Raw genomic sequence first — 13899 nt, 5'->3', positions numbered from 1 at the left:
ATAGATGCAGTTTTTGCTGCATCTTCTTTTATAAATTAGCGAGAACAAATGTAATGAAAATAATGTTGAGGTGAAGAAAATGAAAACAAGTGTAAGTATGTATAGTTTACATAAACATACAGTTACTGAAGGTCTGGATGTGTTTGGTTTTATTGAGTATGCATCTTCCATTGGTCTGGATGGGGTAGAACTTTTAGATATGTACTGGAAAGATGTTGAACAAGAATTGCCAAAGGCAAAGCTTTTGTTGTCAGAAAAAAATCTGATGGTAAGTGCCTATGATGTTTCAAATAATTTTGTGAAGTCCAGTGAAGGCGAAAGAAAAATGGAAATTCAAAAAGTATTCAACGGGATCGATGTTGCGAAAAAACTGAATACAAATGTTGTTCGAATTTTTAGTGGTGATATTAGTGAAAACGTTTCCTTTGAGCAAGGGAAATCTTTGATCATCGAATGCCTTAAAGAATGTGCTAGTTATGCTGAAGAACAAGGGATTATTCTTGCTATTGAAAATCACGGTTATTTCGCTGGTAGAAGTGAACAGGTTATTGAATTAATTGAAGCTGTCGGCTCAACCCATGTAAAAAGCACTCTCGATACAGGTAATTTTCTTTTAGTAGATGAAGATCCTAGTCATGCTGTAACGGCGTTGAAAAAATATGTTGCGCATGTACATTTTAAGGATTTTGTGAATGTAGGAAAAGAGTATGAAGGTCATGCTTTTTCTTCACTATCTGGAGATAAATTTTTAGGAACAGTGGCAGGCGAAGGAAAAGTAAATTTACATCATGTCATGCAAGAGCTAAAAAGTGTTCAGTACAAGGGATGGCTGTCCGTCGAATATGAAGGAACTGACGATCCAAAAATAGGAGCAGAGAAGTCTGTGGATAATCTAAGACAAATAGTAGAAACGATGTAATTTTGACATTCACATAAATTTCCCATTCAAATAACAAACGAGCCACTCGAACTGACGTTACTAATTGATAAGAGTTTGGAGTGGTTCGTCATGATAAATCGTACAAAAGTATATTGAGTTTTACTTATTCCGGTTGAGAAAGAGGTGGTATAGTGTTTTCACATGATGGAAAGTTATTTAAAGTAATGGAGATAATTGGAAATGTCTGTTTCTTAAACGTACTATGGCTTATTTCTTCGCTTCCTATCATCACAATTCCAGCTTCGACCTCTGCCATGCTTGGAGTCATTAAAGACGTTATTGAAGGAAATGAGCCGTCTTTACGAAAAGCTTTTTATCATCATTTTATCAAACATTTTAAAAAAGCTAGTATTGTTGGAGTATGTCAATTTCTAATTGGCGTAATTTTAGTAGGTGACCTTCTCGTTATGTGGAATTTGGAGGGGATTTTTCGTTCTGTCATGATTCCCATATTTGGCGTGTTCGCGTTCATTTTTTTATCGATGTCTATCTATATTTATCCATTGCTAGTGAATTATGATATGTCATATAAAGAGTTGATTAAAAATTCGTTTTATTTATCTACGACCAGACCTGTTACACCAATTATCATGTTACTTTTTATAAGTGTCATCATTTTTGTGTGGACATTTGTTCCATTTCTACCTATTTTATGTGCATTTAGTCTATTAGGATTTGTCAATTACTTCACTTGTAAAAGAACTATTTCTAAAAAATTTGCTATTTAATAAAGGAGTTTGCATATGAAAATAGTGTATGTACCTCTTGATGAGAGACCTTGTAATTATGTTTATCCGCAACAATTAGCTGCTGCAACAGATGTTACCCTTCATGTACCTAGTAAAGAGATATTAGGAAATAAGAAAACACCTGCATCATATAGTGATATTCGAAATTGGTTATTGCAAGAAACGAAGGATGCCAATTACTTACTTATTTCACTGGATATGCTTGTATATGGTGGCATTGTGCCTTCTCGTTTACATCAATTATCTAGAGAAGAATGTCAAAATCGACTTGACCTAATTAAAGAAATAAAACAACAAAATAATAATCTTACCATTTATGCATTTAACTTAATTATGAGAGTTCCCAATTATAATAGTAGCGATGAAGAACCAGACTATTATGAGCTTTTCGGTGAAAAAATATCAACCTATGGAAAGTTATTAGATAAAAAAGCGAGAGGTCAACTTACTGCAACAGAAATGCAAAGTCTATCTGAACTTATAGGAGAAATTCCTCCGGAAGTATTACATGATTTTATCGAAAGAAGAAAGATAAATTCTTTTGTTAATAACGCTTCAATCGAACTTGTTGATGAAGGAGCGCTTGATGGTTTAATCATTCCTCTAGATGATAATGCTGAATATGGTTTTAGTTCTATTGAGCAAAATGAACTCGTTTCTAAAGTGGAACATTTGAATTTATTTGATAAGATAGCAATCTATCCTGGTGCAGATGAAATAGGCTGTACTTTATTTGCTAAAGTCTTTTGTGAAATCCAACATTATACACCAACCATTTTCATTAGATATTCCTCAACGAAAGGACCGTTCATCATTCCAAAATATGAGGATCGGAGCTTACAGGAAAGTATAAAGTCCCATATAACCGCTATGGGTGGTATTGTAGCTGACAACTCCAGCGAGGCCGATGCCATTTTATTTACTCATTCACCTTCTGTTAGTCAATCAGGGATCGCTGAACCAAATCAAGCATTTCTTGAAAGGCATAAAACTTATTTCTCTGAGGTAAATTATCGGGAATTTGTCCATGCATTACGATTTTATGTAGGAAATGGAAAAGTTATTGGATTAGCAGATGTTGCGACCTGTAATGGAAGTGACCAAACTTTAATGAATCTTATAAAAAAGATAGGTTTACTTGAAGAAATTCATGCTTATGCAGGGTGGAATACATCAGGAAATTCATTAGGGACAGTTATATCTCATATGATTATAGAATCATATTACAGTAAACAAGGTCACGTACATCAAAAGAGGAAAAGCAAAAGTAGAGAATTCTATTATTCTAGGCTTGTAGAGGATTGGGGCTATCAAACAATTGCTAGAAAACAAATTTCTTCACATGACGTAAATCGCCTTGGTGGAACTTATTTTGATATTTCAGGCCAAATTGAGGAAATCCAACATCTAATACAAGAACAGTTAAACGTTTTTATTAAGGAACACTTATCTAATTTGAAAGAGGGGAAAATTGTATTACAAAATGTGTATTCCCCATGGAAACGGATGTTTGAAGTTGGATTTGATTTGCAATTTAATCGCTCTGAGGAGTGAATGAAAGGAGTTTTTGAATTGCTTCCCTATCGCTTGCTTGCATTAGATTTAGACGGAACTACCTTAAATGATAACAAGGAAATTACACCATCAACATCGTATTGGGTAAATAAGGCAGTTGAAAATGGGGTTATTGTTACCTTTGCCACGGGGAGGGGACGTCAATCTGCAGAAGTATTTCGAAAAGAATTAACCCTACATTCACCAATGGTGTTTTTAAATGGTGCAGAAATATGGAAAAAACCAGACGATTTACTAGAAAGACATTATTTAAAGAGGCAAGACATCATAAGGCTTCACCAACTTGCTACACAAACTGACTCCTGGTTTTGGGGCTTTACTGAAGACCACATGATTAGGAAACCTGAATGGCAGGATGAAGATGCCAATGGAAAATGGATGAAATTTGGATTGTTAAACAATGATGTAGGTGTTGTTAAAGAATTAAAGGATGAACTAGAAAGTTGGGAGCACCTCGAAATTACTCAGTCAGCGGATAATAATATTGAGATTTCAACAAAAGGGATAACAAAGGAGTATGGAATTCGAAAGGTTTGCAGCTTGTTAAAGATAGAATTAGAAAATGTAATGGCCATCGGAGATAGTTTTAATGATTTGAAGCTACTAACTGCAGCTGGTTTAGGGGTTGCGATGGATAATGCGTCACCTGAAGTCAAAAACGCCGCAGATGTGATTACATCCTCGAATGAAAAAGATGGAGTAGCGAGAGCCATTTGCAAATATATTTTTGAAATGGATTACACCGAGAAGTGCTAGAACATGAAAAGAACGGAATTAAAACAATTTGCATGTTTTATGCCAACTAGTTGTTCTACATTCAAAATACCCTAATAAACTTGTAACATCATCTTAGAAAAATTCGTTAGGAGTGGGATTTTGAAAAAAGCTGACAAATTTATCGTACATGCAGACCGAGCAAGTGTATATTCTGTTTTTATGGATCCGATGAAATTGGGGCCATGTTTCCCTGGTTGTAAAGAGGTTAAACAAATAAGTCCTACAAAATATGAAACATTGGTTGAGGTAAAGGTCCAATTTGTCCCGATCAAAATTCAAGGGGTAGGGGAGCTAAAAGAGTCTATTGAAAATGAAAAAATTGTCGTCGAAATGAAGGGGAAACCTGTTTCCCTTGCAGGTTCCTTTACAAATAGACTTACGGCAAACCTGAAAACAGTTGAACCGAATAAAACACTTGTCGAATATGAAATGGACTTTGAAATGACTGGTAAGTTAGCGTCCCTTGGAGAACTTTTAATGAAAGGGTCTAGTAATAAACAATCAGAGGAGTTCATGAAAAACATCAAAGAGTTATTTTGAGCATACGTAAAAGTAGCTTTATGGCTGTTAAAAACAAAATACGGCCAATAAATTTGATTTATGGCTATTACGAGAAAAATATGGCTGATAGCCAAAAAATATAGCCGATACCCACTTTCAACCCCAAAAAGAGATTAGTAGCCAAGACGCTACTAATCTCTTTCTCTTTTAGAAAGTGCTTTCAAAAGACTCCTGTACAATACGTTCTGGATGTGAATAGACATTTAGCTTTCCACCACGGATAAAGCCGACTGCAGTGATATTTAGTTCCTCAGCCATTTTGATTGCCAAATCGGTTGGAGCTGATTTTGATAAAACAATCCCGACACCGATTTTTGCTGCCTTTAGCAATACTTCAGAAGATATTCTTCCACTAAACACAATCACCTTATCTCGAACAGGAATTTTATTGTTTAAGCAATATCCATATATCTTATCAAGGGCATTATGTCTGCCAATATCGGTACGGTTCACAATCATTTCATTAGGGGTGCAGAGTGCAGCATTGTGCACACCACCTGTATCTTTAAAAACAACACTATTTTGTTGCATTTCGTTCATTAAGCTAATACATTCTTCTGGTGTAAGGGTTATGGTTGATGTTGATGTTTTTGCTGTTTTCGCATCATTTACAAAGTAGAATTGACGCCCTTTTCCACAGCATGAACCGATAAAACGCTTTGAATAATATTCCTGGCTTGTTGTCACTTCTGAGGTTGTTTCAACATATGCATAACCCTGGCCTTCATCAATATGAAGACTCTTAATTTCGTTCCGGAAACGGATGACACCTTCTGATGCTAAAAAGCCAATTATTAATTCATCTAGTTCTGAAGGGGTACAAACCATTGTTGCAAATTCTTGTTGGTTCAAGAGAATTGTCAAGGGATATTCAGTGACGATTTGATCTTCTTCGTCAATTAACTGACCATCTTCAAATTTGATAATGCCTTTTCTAACAGTAATGGAATCCACCATTTAAACACCTCACTTTCCATTTATATACGTACTATCATATATGTGTCTATTTGGTTACTACTATATAATCATACTTTTTTTGAAGGACAACTGTAATTTTTTTCATTTATCTAAATAATTCAATAAAAACTATTGTATTATTTTCCTAGTTTTGATACTATTTTAACAAATAGTTCACAATATAGACACACTTTTGTCACTGGATAGCGACCCTGTCTTTGCTGCAAAAGGTGGAATATTGGAAGCGATTACTGTTAATTTTGTAGTAGCGATCCTGCTATGGAAATTAACCGTCATCAACCTTATTTGCTTTTCAAGGGATAGGGATGCTGGCGGTTTTTTGTTTTACTTTATTCAGCAGAAGTCTCTTATTCCAACGAGGAGACTTGATAGCAACTACAAATTGTATCACCATGAATTCAAATTAAAGGAGAGATGAAATGGAAAAGACAAAAAATCGATGGCTCATTGCAGCCTCTGCAGTTGGAATTCACTTATCGATCGGTTCTGTTTACGCTTGGAGTGTATTTACAAAACCTCTTCAAACAGAATTTGGATGGGATTTAACTGACATTAGTATGACGTTTAGTATTGCAATTCTTTTCTTAGGATTATCCGCAGCCTTCCTAGGGCATTTCGTTGAAAAATACGGCCCACGTGCATCTGGAATACTTGCTGCAATTTTCTTTGGAGTTGGAATCACTGGCTCGGGTCTAGCCATCAATTTGGAATCATTGCCATTATTATATTTATTCTATGGTGCTTTAGGTGGAATTGGTCTAGGCGTTGGTTATATTACACCAGTTTCAACACTTGTAAAGTGGTTCCCTGACAGACGTGGAATGGCTACTGGCCTTGCAATTATGGGGTTTGGGTTTGCTTCATTAATTAGTAGTCCAATCATGCAAAAATTAATTGTATCTGTGGGGATAGCTAATACCTTTTATATCCTTGGAGTTTCTTATTTTATTATTATGATTTTAGCGTCCTTATATCTTGAACCACCTAAAGAAGGTTGGTTGCCTGCTGGATTTAAGGAAAAAGTTTCTAGTGGAGCGAAAAAGCTCAAGCAGGATTTATCACAATTAACAGCCAATCAAGCAATTAAGACAAAACGTTTTTATTATTTATGGCTGATGTTATTTATCAACACTACCTGTGGAATCGCGATTATCTCAATAGCCTCTCCACTTGCACAGGAAAGTATTGGCTTAACAGCTGTAGCTGCTGCAGCACTAGTTGGGGTGCTAGGTGCATTTAACGGTCTTGGACGAATCGGATGGGCGTCAATATCAGACTTCATTGGAAGACCGAATACGTATACTACCTATTTTGTAATTCAAGTGATTGCGTTCCCGTTACTACCAAATGTTTCGAACCCGGTATTGTTCCAAATCTTACTCGCGGTTATATATACATGTTATGGTGGAGGGTTCGCTGCAATCCCAGCATATATTGGGGACTTGTTTGGAACCAAACAGCTTGGTGCTATCCACGGTTATATCTTAACAGCTTGGGCAGCAGCAGGTCTTGCAGGGCCATTATTCACTTCATGGATTCGTGATACAACAGGAAGCTATGCACAAAGCTTAACTGTATTTACTGCTCTATTTGCAGTCGCGTTGGCAGTTTCTCTACTAATCCGCTTGGATATTAAGAGACTTCGAAAACAGCAAACTGAAGGTGCTGAGCTTGCTAGTTGACATCTATTGGTAATCTTGATTAACTTAGAGTTAATGAAGATACAAATAAGAGGTAGACAAAAATGAATAAGTACGAAGCTGAGTTTAGTAATCTTGTAAGGTCTTTTCGGAAAAAGCATATGGGGAAAGGACCAAGTAAAATCACAACAACTTTTTGTAAAAATTGGGCCATTTGTGAGATGGAGGGAAACTTATCCCCTGTCGAGAAATTTATTGCCGGTGCGGATGAAGGAAAACAAATGCTTCGTGCGGCAAGAACTGAAATGGTCAAAGAAATGTATCGAAAAAACAAACCAGTTGAAATGGAAGAATTTTTAGGCTCAAACCTAGTAGATTTATTTGTTGATATTGATATTGATCGAGATTTCGGAATGTCCGTCTTTGTTTTTGATCAAGACCTAGAAAGAAAATTTTCAGCTAAATAGCCTTGCATTGTGTTGGCACTTGGTAGCGACCCTGCTAAAGACTAACCACCGTTTCATTTTTCTAACATCTTAGAATCATGTTACGGTGGTTTTTTTATAATAATTGAATTTATGAAGGAATAATCAGTATGAATGCCGAAAGCAATAGTTAATATATATTGACTTTGACCATACACATAGTAATAACGTAAAAGGAAGAGAGGGGATTAAAAGTGGGAGAAACAAAGCATCAGGGACCAATTAAATCAACGAAAATGCCACAACCAAAACACTGGGTCAGTCCGATTCCATTTGGTTTAGGAAAGGTAAAGCCAAAGCATATTCGAGATACCATGAAAGTCGCTTGGGAAAACAAGGACAATCTTGGGTATGCAACGCGAATTTTAACACAAGGCGTTTGTGACGGTTGTGCACTGGGTGTTTCTGGTTTATATGATCAAACATTGAAGGGGCCACATATGTGTACAACCCGTCTCAATGTGCTTCGGTTAAGTACGATGCCGGCAATTAACTCAGAGATTCTCCATGCCGATATTGATGATCTAAGGAAGTATAATAGTACGGAACTGCGGAAGCTTGGAAGAATTCCATACCCAATGATTCGTCGTAAAGGAGAAAGAAAGTTTTCTAGAATCTCCTGGGATGACGCAATGGATATGATAGCAAATAAAATGAAAAAATTAAATCCAAAACAATATGCCTTTTATCTTACTTCTCGTGGAATTACAAATGAATCATATTACGTAGCGGCAAAGGTTGCTCGATTCTTAGGAACGAACCATATTGATAACGCTTCCCGTATTTGTCATTCCCCTAGTAAAACAGCTATGAAGCGTTCTGTTGGGGTTGGAGCATCCACTGCCAATTACCAGGATTGGATAGGTGCAGACGTTTTAGTGTTTTGGGGAAGTGTTGCATCAAACAGTTCACCTGTATCCACAAAATACATGCTAGAAGCGAAAAAACGTGGAACAAAGATCATTGTCATTAATCCACATCGAGAACCAGCAATGGATAAATATTGGATTCCTTCCAATGTTGAATCTGCACTGTTTGGAACAAAGCTTGCAGATGATTTTTACCAAGTAAGTATTGGTGGAGACATTGCGTTCATGTTTGGGATTATGAAACATTGGTTTGACATGGAAGAAAAACAACATGGTTCTGCAATCAATCATAAGTTTGTGAAGGAACATGTGAATGGTTATGAAGAGTTAAAAGCACATGCCAAAGCCCAAAACTGGAATGAGATTGAAAAATCATCCGGCGTGACAAAAGAGAGAATAGTAGAGCTGGCAGAAGTTTTAGCTGAAAGTAAAAATGCGGTGTACACATGGGCGATGGGCCTAACGATGCATTCGTTTGCGACTGATAATATTTCACAGGTAGCCAATCTTGCCTTACTTCGTGGACACTTAGGTCGTAAAAATAACGGCCTTATGCCATTCCGTGGTCACTCCTCTGTACAAGGTTCAGGTGAAATGGGAGCAGATCCGTTTGTTCTGCCTGGTGGCGAGTTTGATGAAAAAAATATGGAGCGCCTTGAAAAGATATGGGGATTTGAGATTCAAAAATGGCAAGGAGATATTGTTGGGGTTACACTTGAAAACATCGTTCTTCCGGAGGACCATGAGCGAAAAGTAAAGCTTTATTATATGTCCGGAGGGAATTTCCTAGAAACCATGCCAGACCCTACGTTCGTTGAAAAAGCATTGTCAGAGCTTGATATTCGTGTTCACCAAGATATCATTTTAAATACATCCACGTTAGTAGATGCTAAGGAAGCTGTCATCGTATTACCCGCAAAGACGCGTTATGAACAAGAGGGTGGAGGAACATCAACGTCAACAGAGCGTATGGTCTATTTTTCACCTGAAATTGAAGGGAATAAAAATGAGATTAAAGAAGCCCGTGCGGAGTGGAAAATTTATATTGATTTAGCAAAGAGAGTTAAGCCAGAAAGAGCGCATTTAATTGATTTTAAGAGTGGTCAGGAAATTCGTGATGAAATTGCAAAAGCCAATCCAAACTATGATGGAATACAACATCTTAAGGAAAAAGGGGATGTGTTCCAATGGGGCGGTGCTTGGCTTTGTGAAGGAGGAGTTTGCCCAACACCAGATGGTAAAGGTAACTTAATTCCAGTTGAAATTCCTGATTTCGGGAAAAAAGAAGAGCAATTCGTGTTAACAACTCGACGAGGAAAGCAATTTAACTCAATGATATATAAAGAGGTTGATCCATTTAATGGAGCAGGACGGTTTGATGTGTTGATTAACCCTAAGGATGCTCAGGAACTGCGTGTTGCAGACGGTGAAGCTATCGTTGTCCACAATGGTTTTGGGGTTTTCCAAGGAAAAGCAAAATTTGCGGATATTGCTAGAAAAAATTTGGGTGTTCACTTCCCAGAAGGTAACTTCTTATTACCAAGAGGACGATATGAAAAATATGCAGGTATCCCTGATTACAATATTGCCGTTTATGTTGAAAAAGCTGAACGCTTCAATGCAAGGAAGGACACTCAATACCAAGAAAAAGAAATAGCGGATGATTTAGATATTAATCCTCCTGCATAACCAGTTGCCCCCAAACCTCTAAATTTGGGGGCATTTTTATGGGCAGAACTGGGAAATGATAAAACGAGGTGTTTACAATTGTTTTCGTTTCGTGGCGATGCACATAAAATCTATCTTAAGCTTAAAAGGAATGCGAGAAAGGATCGTACCTTTAAACATCTAGAAGAAATGGAGGAAGTGCGTAAAATCAAGCGGTTTTATCTAGGAATTGATTCAGAAACGTTAAAAATCATTTATTACCGCATGTTAAAGGAGCAAAATGGTTCTGGCATTATCCCCATTTTAATTACTGCGATTCCGTGGTTTTTGTTTCTATTTTCAAGCCAATTGCAAAACTTTTTGTTTGGTAGGGGATATTTATATTTGATTCTTTTCACGATCATCTATTTTTTTCTACTTTTTTTCACTGTTATTTTACACTTTCGTGAAAAAGCATGGGCTTCCTTCCATATTCAAATAATTTGTGACATTTTAGAAGAACGAAAAGAAGTTGGGAAATGAGCCCCAACTTCTTTTTTAATATAAGAAATTGATAATGATTAGGGTCAATATACCCATTATGACGGAAGAAAGTAATCCAACAAATAAAGGACGAAGACCAACTGATTTGATCTTTTTAAAATCAGTACCGAGACCAACGCTTGCCATCACCATAAGGATGAGAAATTTTGCTACTCCATCCGTTACACTCGTAAGTGATGTTGGAAGCGAGAAAATTGTATTGACTGCAACGGCTCCGGCGAAAAATAAAATAAAGGTTGGAAATACCTTACTCAGTTTCACCTTATTGGTTGTAGAACCTTTTGACTTCATGGAAATGAAAATAGACAAAATAAGAGTGACAGGTATGAGCATAAGTGTACGAATCAATTTTATAACAACAGAAGTATCACCAGCAGCACTACTGTAACTGTATCCTGCCGCTACAACCGATGAAGTGTCATGTATCGCTACACCTGCCCACAATCCGAAAATATGATCCGGCATCGAAAAAAGTTGTCCTAAAAGAGGATAAAATAAAACCGCTAACACATTAAAAGCAAAAATAGTATTGATTGCATAGGCCGTTTCTTCCTCTTTTGCGCGAACAATTGGGCTTGATGTTACGATTGCGGTTGCTCCACAAATCGCGGTTCCAAGTGAAACGAGAATAGGGATATTTCCATTCAATCCAAACAGCTTGGCCAGAACAAAAGTTAAAAGAATTCCAGCTAAAACAGCCGCAACTACTAGTAGAATGGCTTGAAACCCAAGCTGAAAAATACTTGCATAGCTCAGGCCCAATCCTAAAAGAACAATCGCCGTTTTCAGTAAGGTCTTAAGTGTATAAGTTATCCCTTCTGTAAAAACAGCGGGAATGCTTAAAAAGTTTCGGGCAAGGATACCGATAATAATGGCAATTACTGCTCCACCAATTAATGGGAAATCCTTTCCTAATGAATTAGCCAAAATCCCAATAATAAAAACGAGAGCTACACCAGGTAGCTTATTTCGAATTGATTGCGTGTGATCTAATAAGAAAGATTTTTTTTCGTAAGATTGTGATACTTGTAAATTTGCGTTACCCACGTGTTTCATCCCTCAACATAGTTTTATACCTAATATCTTACCATATGGTGGACACCCTTCACACCTTAAACTTCTTCCTTTATAATTTAGATAGGCGTATTTTCTATAAAAAAAAGAGGAAGTGATTTCTCACTTCCAAACACGAACAGATAAAGAATAAGGAGCTAACACCACACTGTATAGTATGCAAAAAGGTATACGGACATGTGGGGTAGTACACTACGTCAAACGCACATTTTTTACCAAAATTCACAAAAAAGGTGTTTTTTATGATTGAACAAGCAAAACAAGTTTTACAGTCGTATTTTGGATATCCATCTTTTAGGCCCGGACAGGAATCCATTATCGAGAACATTTTACAAGGAAATGATACAGTAGCGATTATGCCTACGGGGGGCGGGAAGTCTCTATGCTATCAAATCCCAGCCTTACTATTTGAAGGAATAACGATTGTAATTTCCCCTTTAATCTCGTTGATGAAGGACCAGGTAGACACATTACTCGGGGTTGGTATTTCTGCAACCTATATTAATAGTAGTATTTCAATGCCGGAAATTCAGGAAAGACTACAGGATTCAAGGCTTGGCCGCTATAAAATTATTTATATTGCACCTGAACGACTCGAATCCTCTCAATTTCGATCCCTTTTAACGTCCATCCCTATTTCAATGATTGCCGTTGATGAAGCACACTGTATTTCACAGTGGGGGCATGATTTCAGGCCAAGCTATCGTAATATCCATTATATGATTGCGGAACTACCATCCAAGCCAGTTGTTGCTGCATTGACCGCAACTGCAACTGTTGAGGTAAAGGATGATATATGCAGCCAGTTAGAGATTGACCCTTTGTCTGTATTTATTACGGGTTTCGCGAGAGAAAATCTAACCTTCAATGTCTTAAAAGGTGAAAACAAGCGAGATTTTGTCAAAAGCTTTTTACAAGAGAATAAAAACTTTTCTGGAATTGTGTACGCGGCAACGCGTCGGGAAGTAAATGAACTCCATTCATTTTTAGAAAAAGATGGATTTTTAGTAGGAAAATATCATGCTGGCCTTTCAGATGAGGAACGAAAAAAGGCACAGGAGGATTTCCTATTTGATACAGTGAATGTAATGATTGCTACAAATGCATTTGGAATGGGTATCGATAAGAGCAATGTGAGATTTGTGATTCACTATAATTTGCCGAAAAATATAGAAGCGTATTACCAAGAAGCGGGAAGAGCAGGAAGAGACGGCGAAAAAAGTGATTGTTATTTATTATTTGCTTCACAGGATATTCAGTTGCAAAAGTTTCTAATTGAGCAATCAACGATGGATGATGCGAAAAAAGAGCAGGAGTATCATAAGCTACAGCAAATGATCGATTATTGCCACACAGAGAAATGTTTACAGTCTTATATTTTGGAGTACTTTGGCGAAGTTGAAAGCGCGGATTGTGGCCGTTGTGTTAACTGTATTGATGACCGTGAAAAAATAGATGTGACAACGGAAGCACTCATGGTATTTTCCTGTATTAAACGGATGAAAGAGCGGTTTGGAAAGACTCTTGTTGCCCAGGTATTAAAAGGGTCGAAGAATAAAAAAATCCAAGAGTTAAGATTTACATCACTATCGACTTACGGTTTGTTAAAGCAGTATTCAGAAAAACAAATCGTTGGTTTGATCGACTTTTTGGCTGCAGAAGGGTATGTGAAACTGACAAATTCTCAATATCCAGTGCTTATCTTAGATGCAAAATCACTGCCCGTTCTAAAAGGAGAAGTAAAAATTTATAAAAAAGAACAGGTAAAGAAAAAGCAGGTTGTTACCGACAATATCTTATTTGAAATTCTTCGTGAAGTACGTAAAAAGATTTCTACCCGTGATGGAGTACCACCCTATATTATTTTCTCAGATAGCACATTACGTGAAATGAGCGAAGTGGCACCCAAAGATGAAAAAGAACTACTCGAAATAAAAGGGGTTGCCCAGACAAAATTGGAACGATATGGTGAAGACTACCTAATTGCGATACGAAAATACGTGGAGGAAAACAGTGCGATTGTAAAATAGAAATCAATAA

12 protein-coding genes are annotated in these 13899 nt (G+C 37.0%); 10 read left to right on the top strand and 2 right to left on the bottom strand.

Annotated elements, in window-relative coordinates; translation table 11 throughout:
- Positions 1 to 79 precede the first annotated feature (79 nt).
- From BTHG_RS04805 to BTHG_RS04785, 5 genes are all read left to right on the top strand, one after another.
- Positions 80 to 919 (top strand): sugar phosphate isomerase/epimerase family protein, encoded by an 840-nt coding sequence (locus BTHG_RS04805; protein ID WP_010282941.1) that lies wholly within the window; start codon positions 80 to 82, stop codon positions 917 to 919.
- A 152-nt stretch (positions 920 to 1071) separates the two neighbouring features.
- On the top strand, positions 1072 to 1668 hold the full coding sequence (locus BTHG_RS04800) for a YesL family protein (protein ID WP_010282940.1): 597 nt from the start codon (positions 1072 to 1074) through the stop codon (positions 1666 to 1668).
- Between the two features lie 15 nt (positions 1669 to 1683).
- Positions 1684 to 3243, top strand: a complete 1560-nt coding sequence (locus tag BTHG_RS04795; protein ID WP_010282939.1) for a DUF4127 family protein — start codon at positions 1684 to 1686, stop codon at positions 3241 to 3243.
- Positions 3244 to 3261: 18 nt separating this feature from the next.
- Entirely contained in the window at positions 3262 to 4020 is a 759-nt protein-coding gene (locus tag BTHG_RS04790; RefSeq protein WP_148361142.1) for a Cof-type HAD-IIB family hydrolase, read from the top strand.
- Positions 4021 to 4140: 120 nt separating this feature from the next.
- The gene (locus tag BTHG_RS04785) at positions 4141 to 4581 is read left to right on the top strand and encodes a CoxG family protein (RefSeq protein WP_010282936.1); all 441 of its coding nucleotides are present in this window, start codon (positions 4141 to 4143) and stop codon (positions 4579 to 4581) included.
- Positions 4582 to 4749: 168 nt separating this feature from the next.
- Here BTHG_RS04785 and fdhD read toward each other — a convergent pair whose 3' ends face one another.
- Entirely contained in the window at positions 4750 to 5559 is an 810-nt protein-coding gene (fdhD, locus tag BTHG_RS04780) for a formate dehydrogenase accessory sulfurtransferase FdhD (protein ID WP_010282935.1), read from the bottom strand.
- A gap of 440 nt (positions 5560 to 5999) precedes the next feature.
- On the opposite strand from fdhD, the gene BTHG_RS04770 reads away from it, so the two are divergent.
- The 4 genes from BTHG_RS04770 (at position 6000) to BTHG_RS04755 (ending at position 10764) form a co-directional block, all read left to right on the top strand.
- On the top strand, positions 6000 to 7262 hold the full coding sequence (locus BTHG_RS04770; protein WP_010282934.1) for an L-lactate MFS transporter: 1263 nt from the start codon (positions 6000 to 6002) through the stop codon (positions 7260 to 7262).
- Between the two features lie 62 nt (positions 7263 to 7324).
- A complete protein-coding gene (locus BTHG_RS04765) occupies positions 7325 to 7687 on the top strand; it encodes a DUF2294 domain-containing protein (protein ID WP_010282933.1) in 363 nt (120 codons plus the stop codon).
- 212 nt (positions 7688 to 7899) lie between these two features.
- Positions 7900 to 10263, top strand: coding sequence for an FdhF/YdeP family oxidoreductase (locus BTHG_RS04760; RefSeq protein WP_010282932.1), 2364 nt, complete (start codon positions 7900 to 7902; stop codon positions 10261 to 10263).
- Positions 10264 to 10341: 78 nt separating this feature from the next.
- Complete coding sequence (locus tag BTHG_RS04755; protein WP_010282931.1) at positions 10342 to 10764, top strand: hypothetical protein; 423 nt, start codon at positions 10342 to 10344, stop codon at positions 10762 to 10764.
- Between the two features lie 15 nt (positions 10765 to 10779).
- Here the strand turns inward: BTHG_RS04755 and BTHG_RS04750 are convergent, their stop codons facing one another.
- Positions 10780 to 11832, bottom strand: coding sequence for a YeiH family protein (locus BTHG_RS04750; protein ID WP_010282926.1), 1053 nt, complete (start codon positions 11830 to 11832; stop codon positions 10780 to 10782).
- Positions 11833 to 12101: 269 nt separating this feature from the next.
- On the opposite strand from BTHG_RS04750, the gene recQ reads away from it, so the two are divergent.
- A complete protein-coding gene (gene recQ, locus BTHG_RS04745; protein ID WP_010282924.1) occupies positions 12102 to 13889 on the top strand; it encodes a DNA helicase RecQ in 1788 nt (595 codons plus the stop codon).
- The last annotated feature ends 10 nt before the right edge of the window (positions 13890 to 13899 follow it).

It is taken from the genome of Bacillus timonensis (assembly GCF_000285535.1).
GTDB classification, from domain to species: domain Bacteria; phylum Bacillota; class Bacilli; order Bacillales; family Bacillaceae_L; genus Ferdinandcohnia; species Ferdinandcohnia timonensis.
The sequence above is the reverse complement of the archived record's forward strand: the minus strand, read 5'-3'. Positions and strand labels throughout refer to the sequence as shown.

Bases quoted from the DNA above. Each gene is read 5' to 3' on its own strand.
- BTHG_RS04805 (WP_010282941.1), top strand. From the start codon at position 80: ATGAAAACAAGTGTAAGTATGTATAGTTTACATAAACATACAGTTACT.
- BTHG_RS04795 (WP_010282939.1), top strand. From the start codon at position 1,684: ATGAAAATAGTGTATGTACCTCTTGATGAGAGACCTTGTAATTATGTT.
- fdhD (WP_010282935.1), bottom strand. From the start codon at position 5,559: ATGGTGGATTCCATTACTGTTAGAAAAGGCATTATCAAATTTGAAGAT.
- BTHG_RS04770 (WP_010282934.1), top strand. From the start codon at position 6,000: ATGGAAAAGACAAAAAATCGATGGCTCATTGCAGCCTCTGCAGTTGGA.
- BTHG_RS04765 (WP_010282933.1), top strand. From the start codon at position 7,325: ATGAATAAGTACGAAGCTGAGTTTAGTAATCTTGTAAGGTCTTTTCGG.
- recQ (WP_010282924.1), top strand. From the start codon at position 12,102: ATGATTGAACAAGCAAAACAAGTTTTACAGTCGTATTTTGGATATCCA.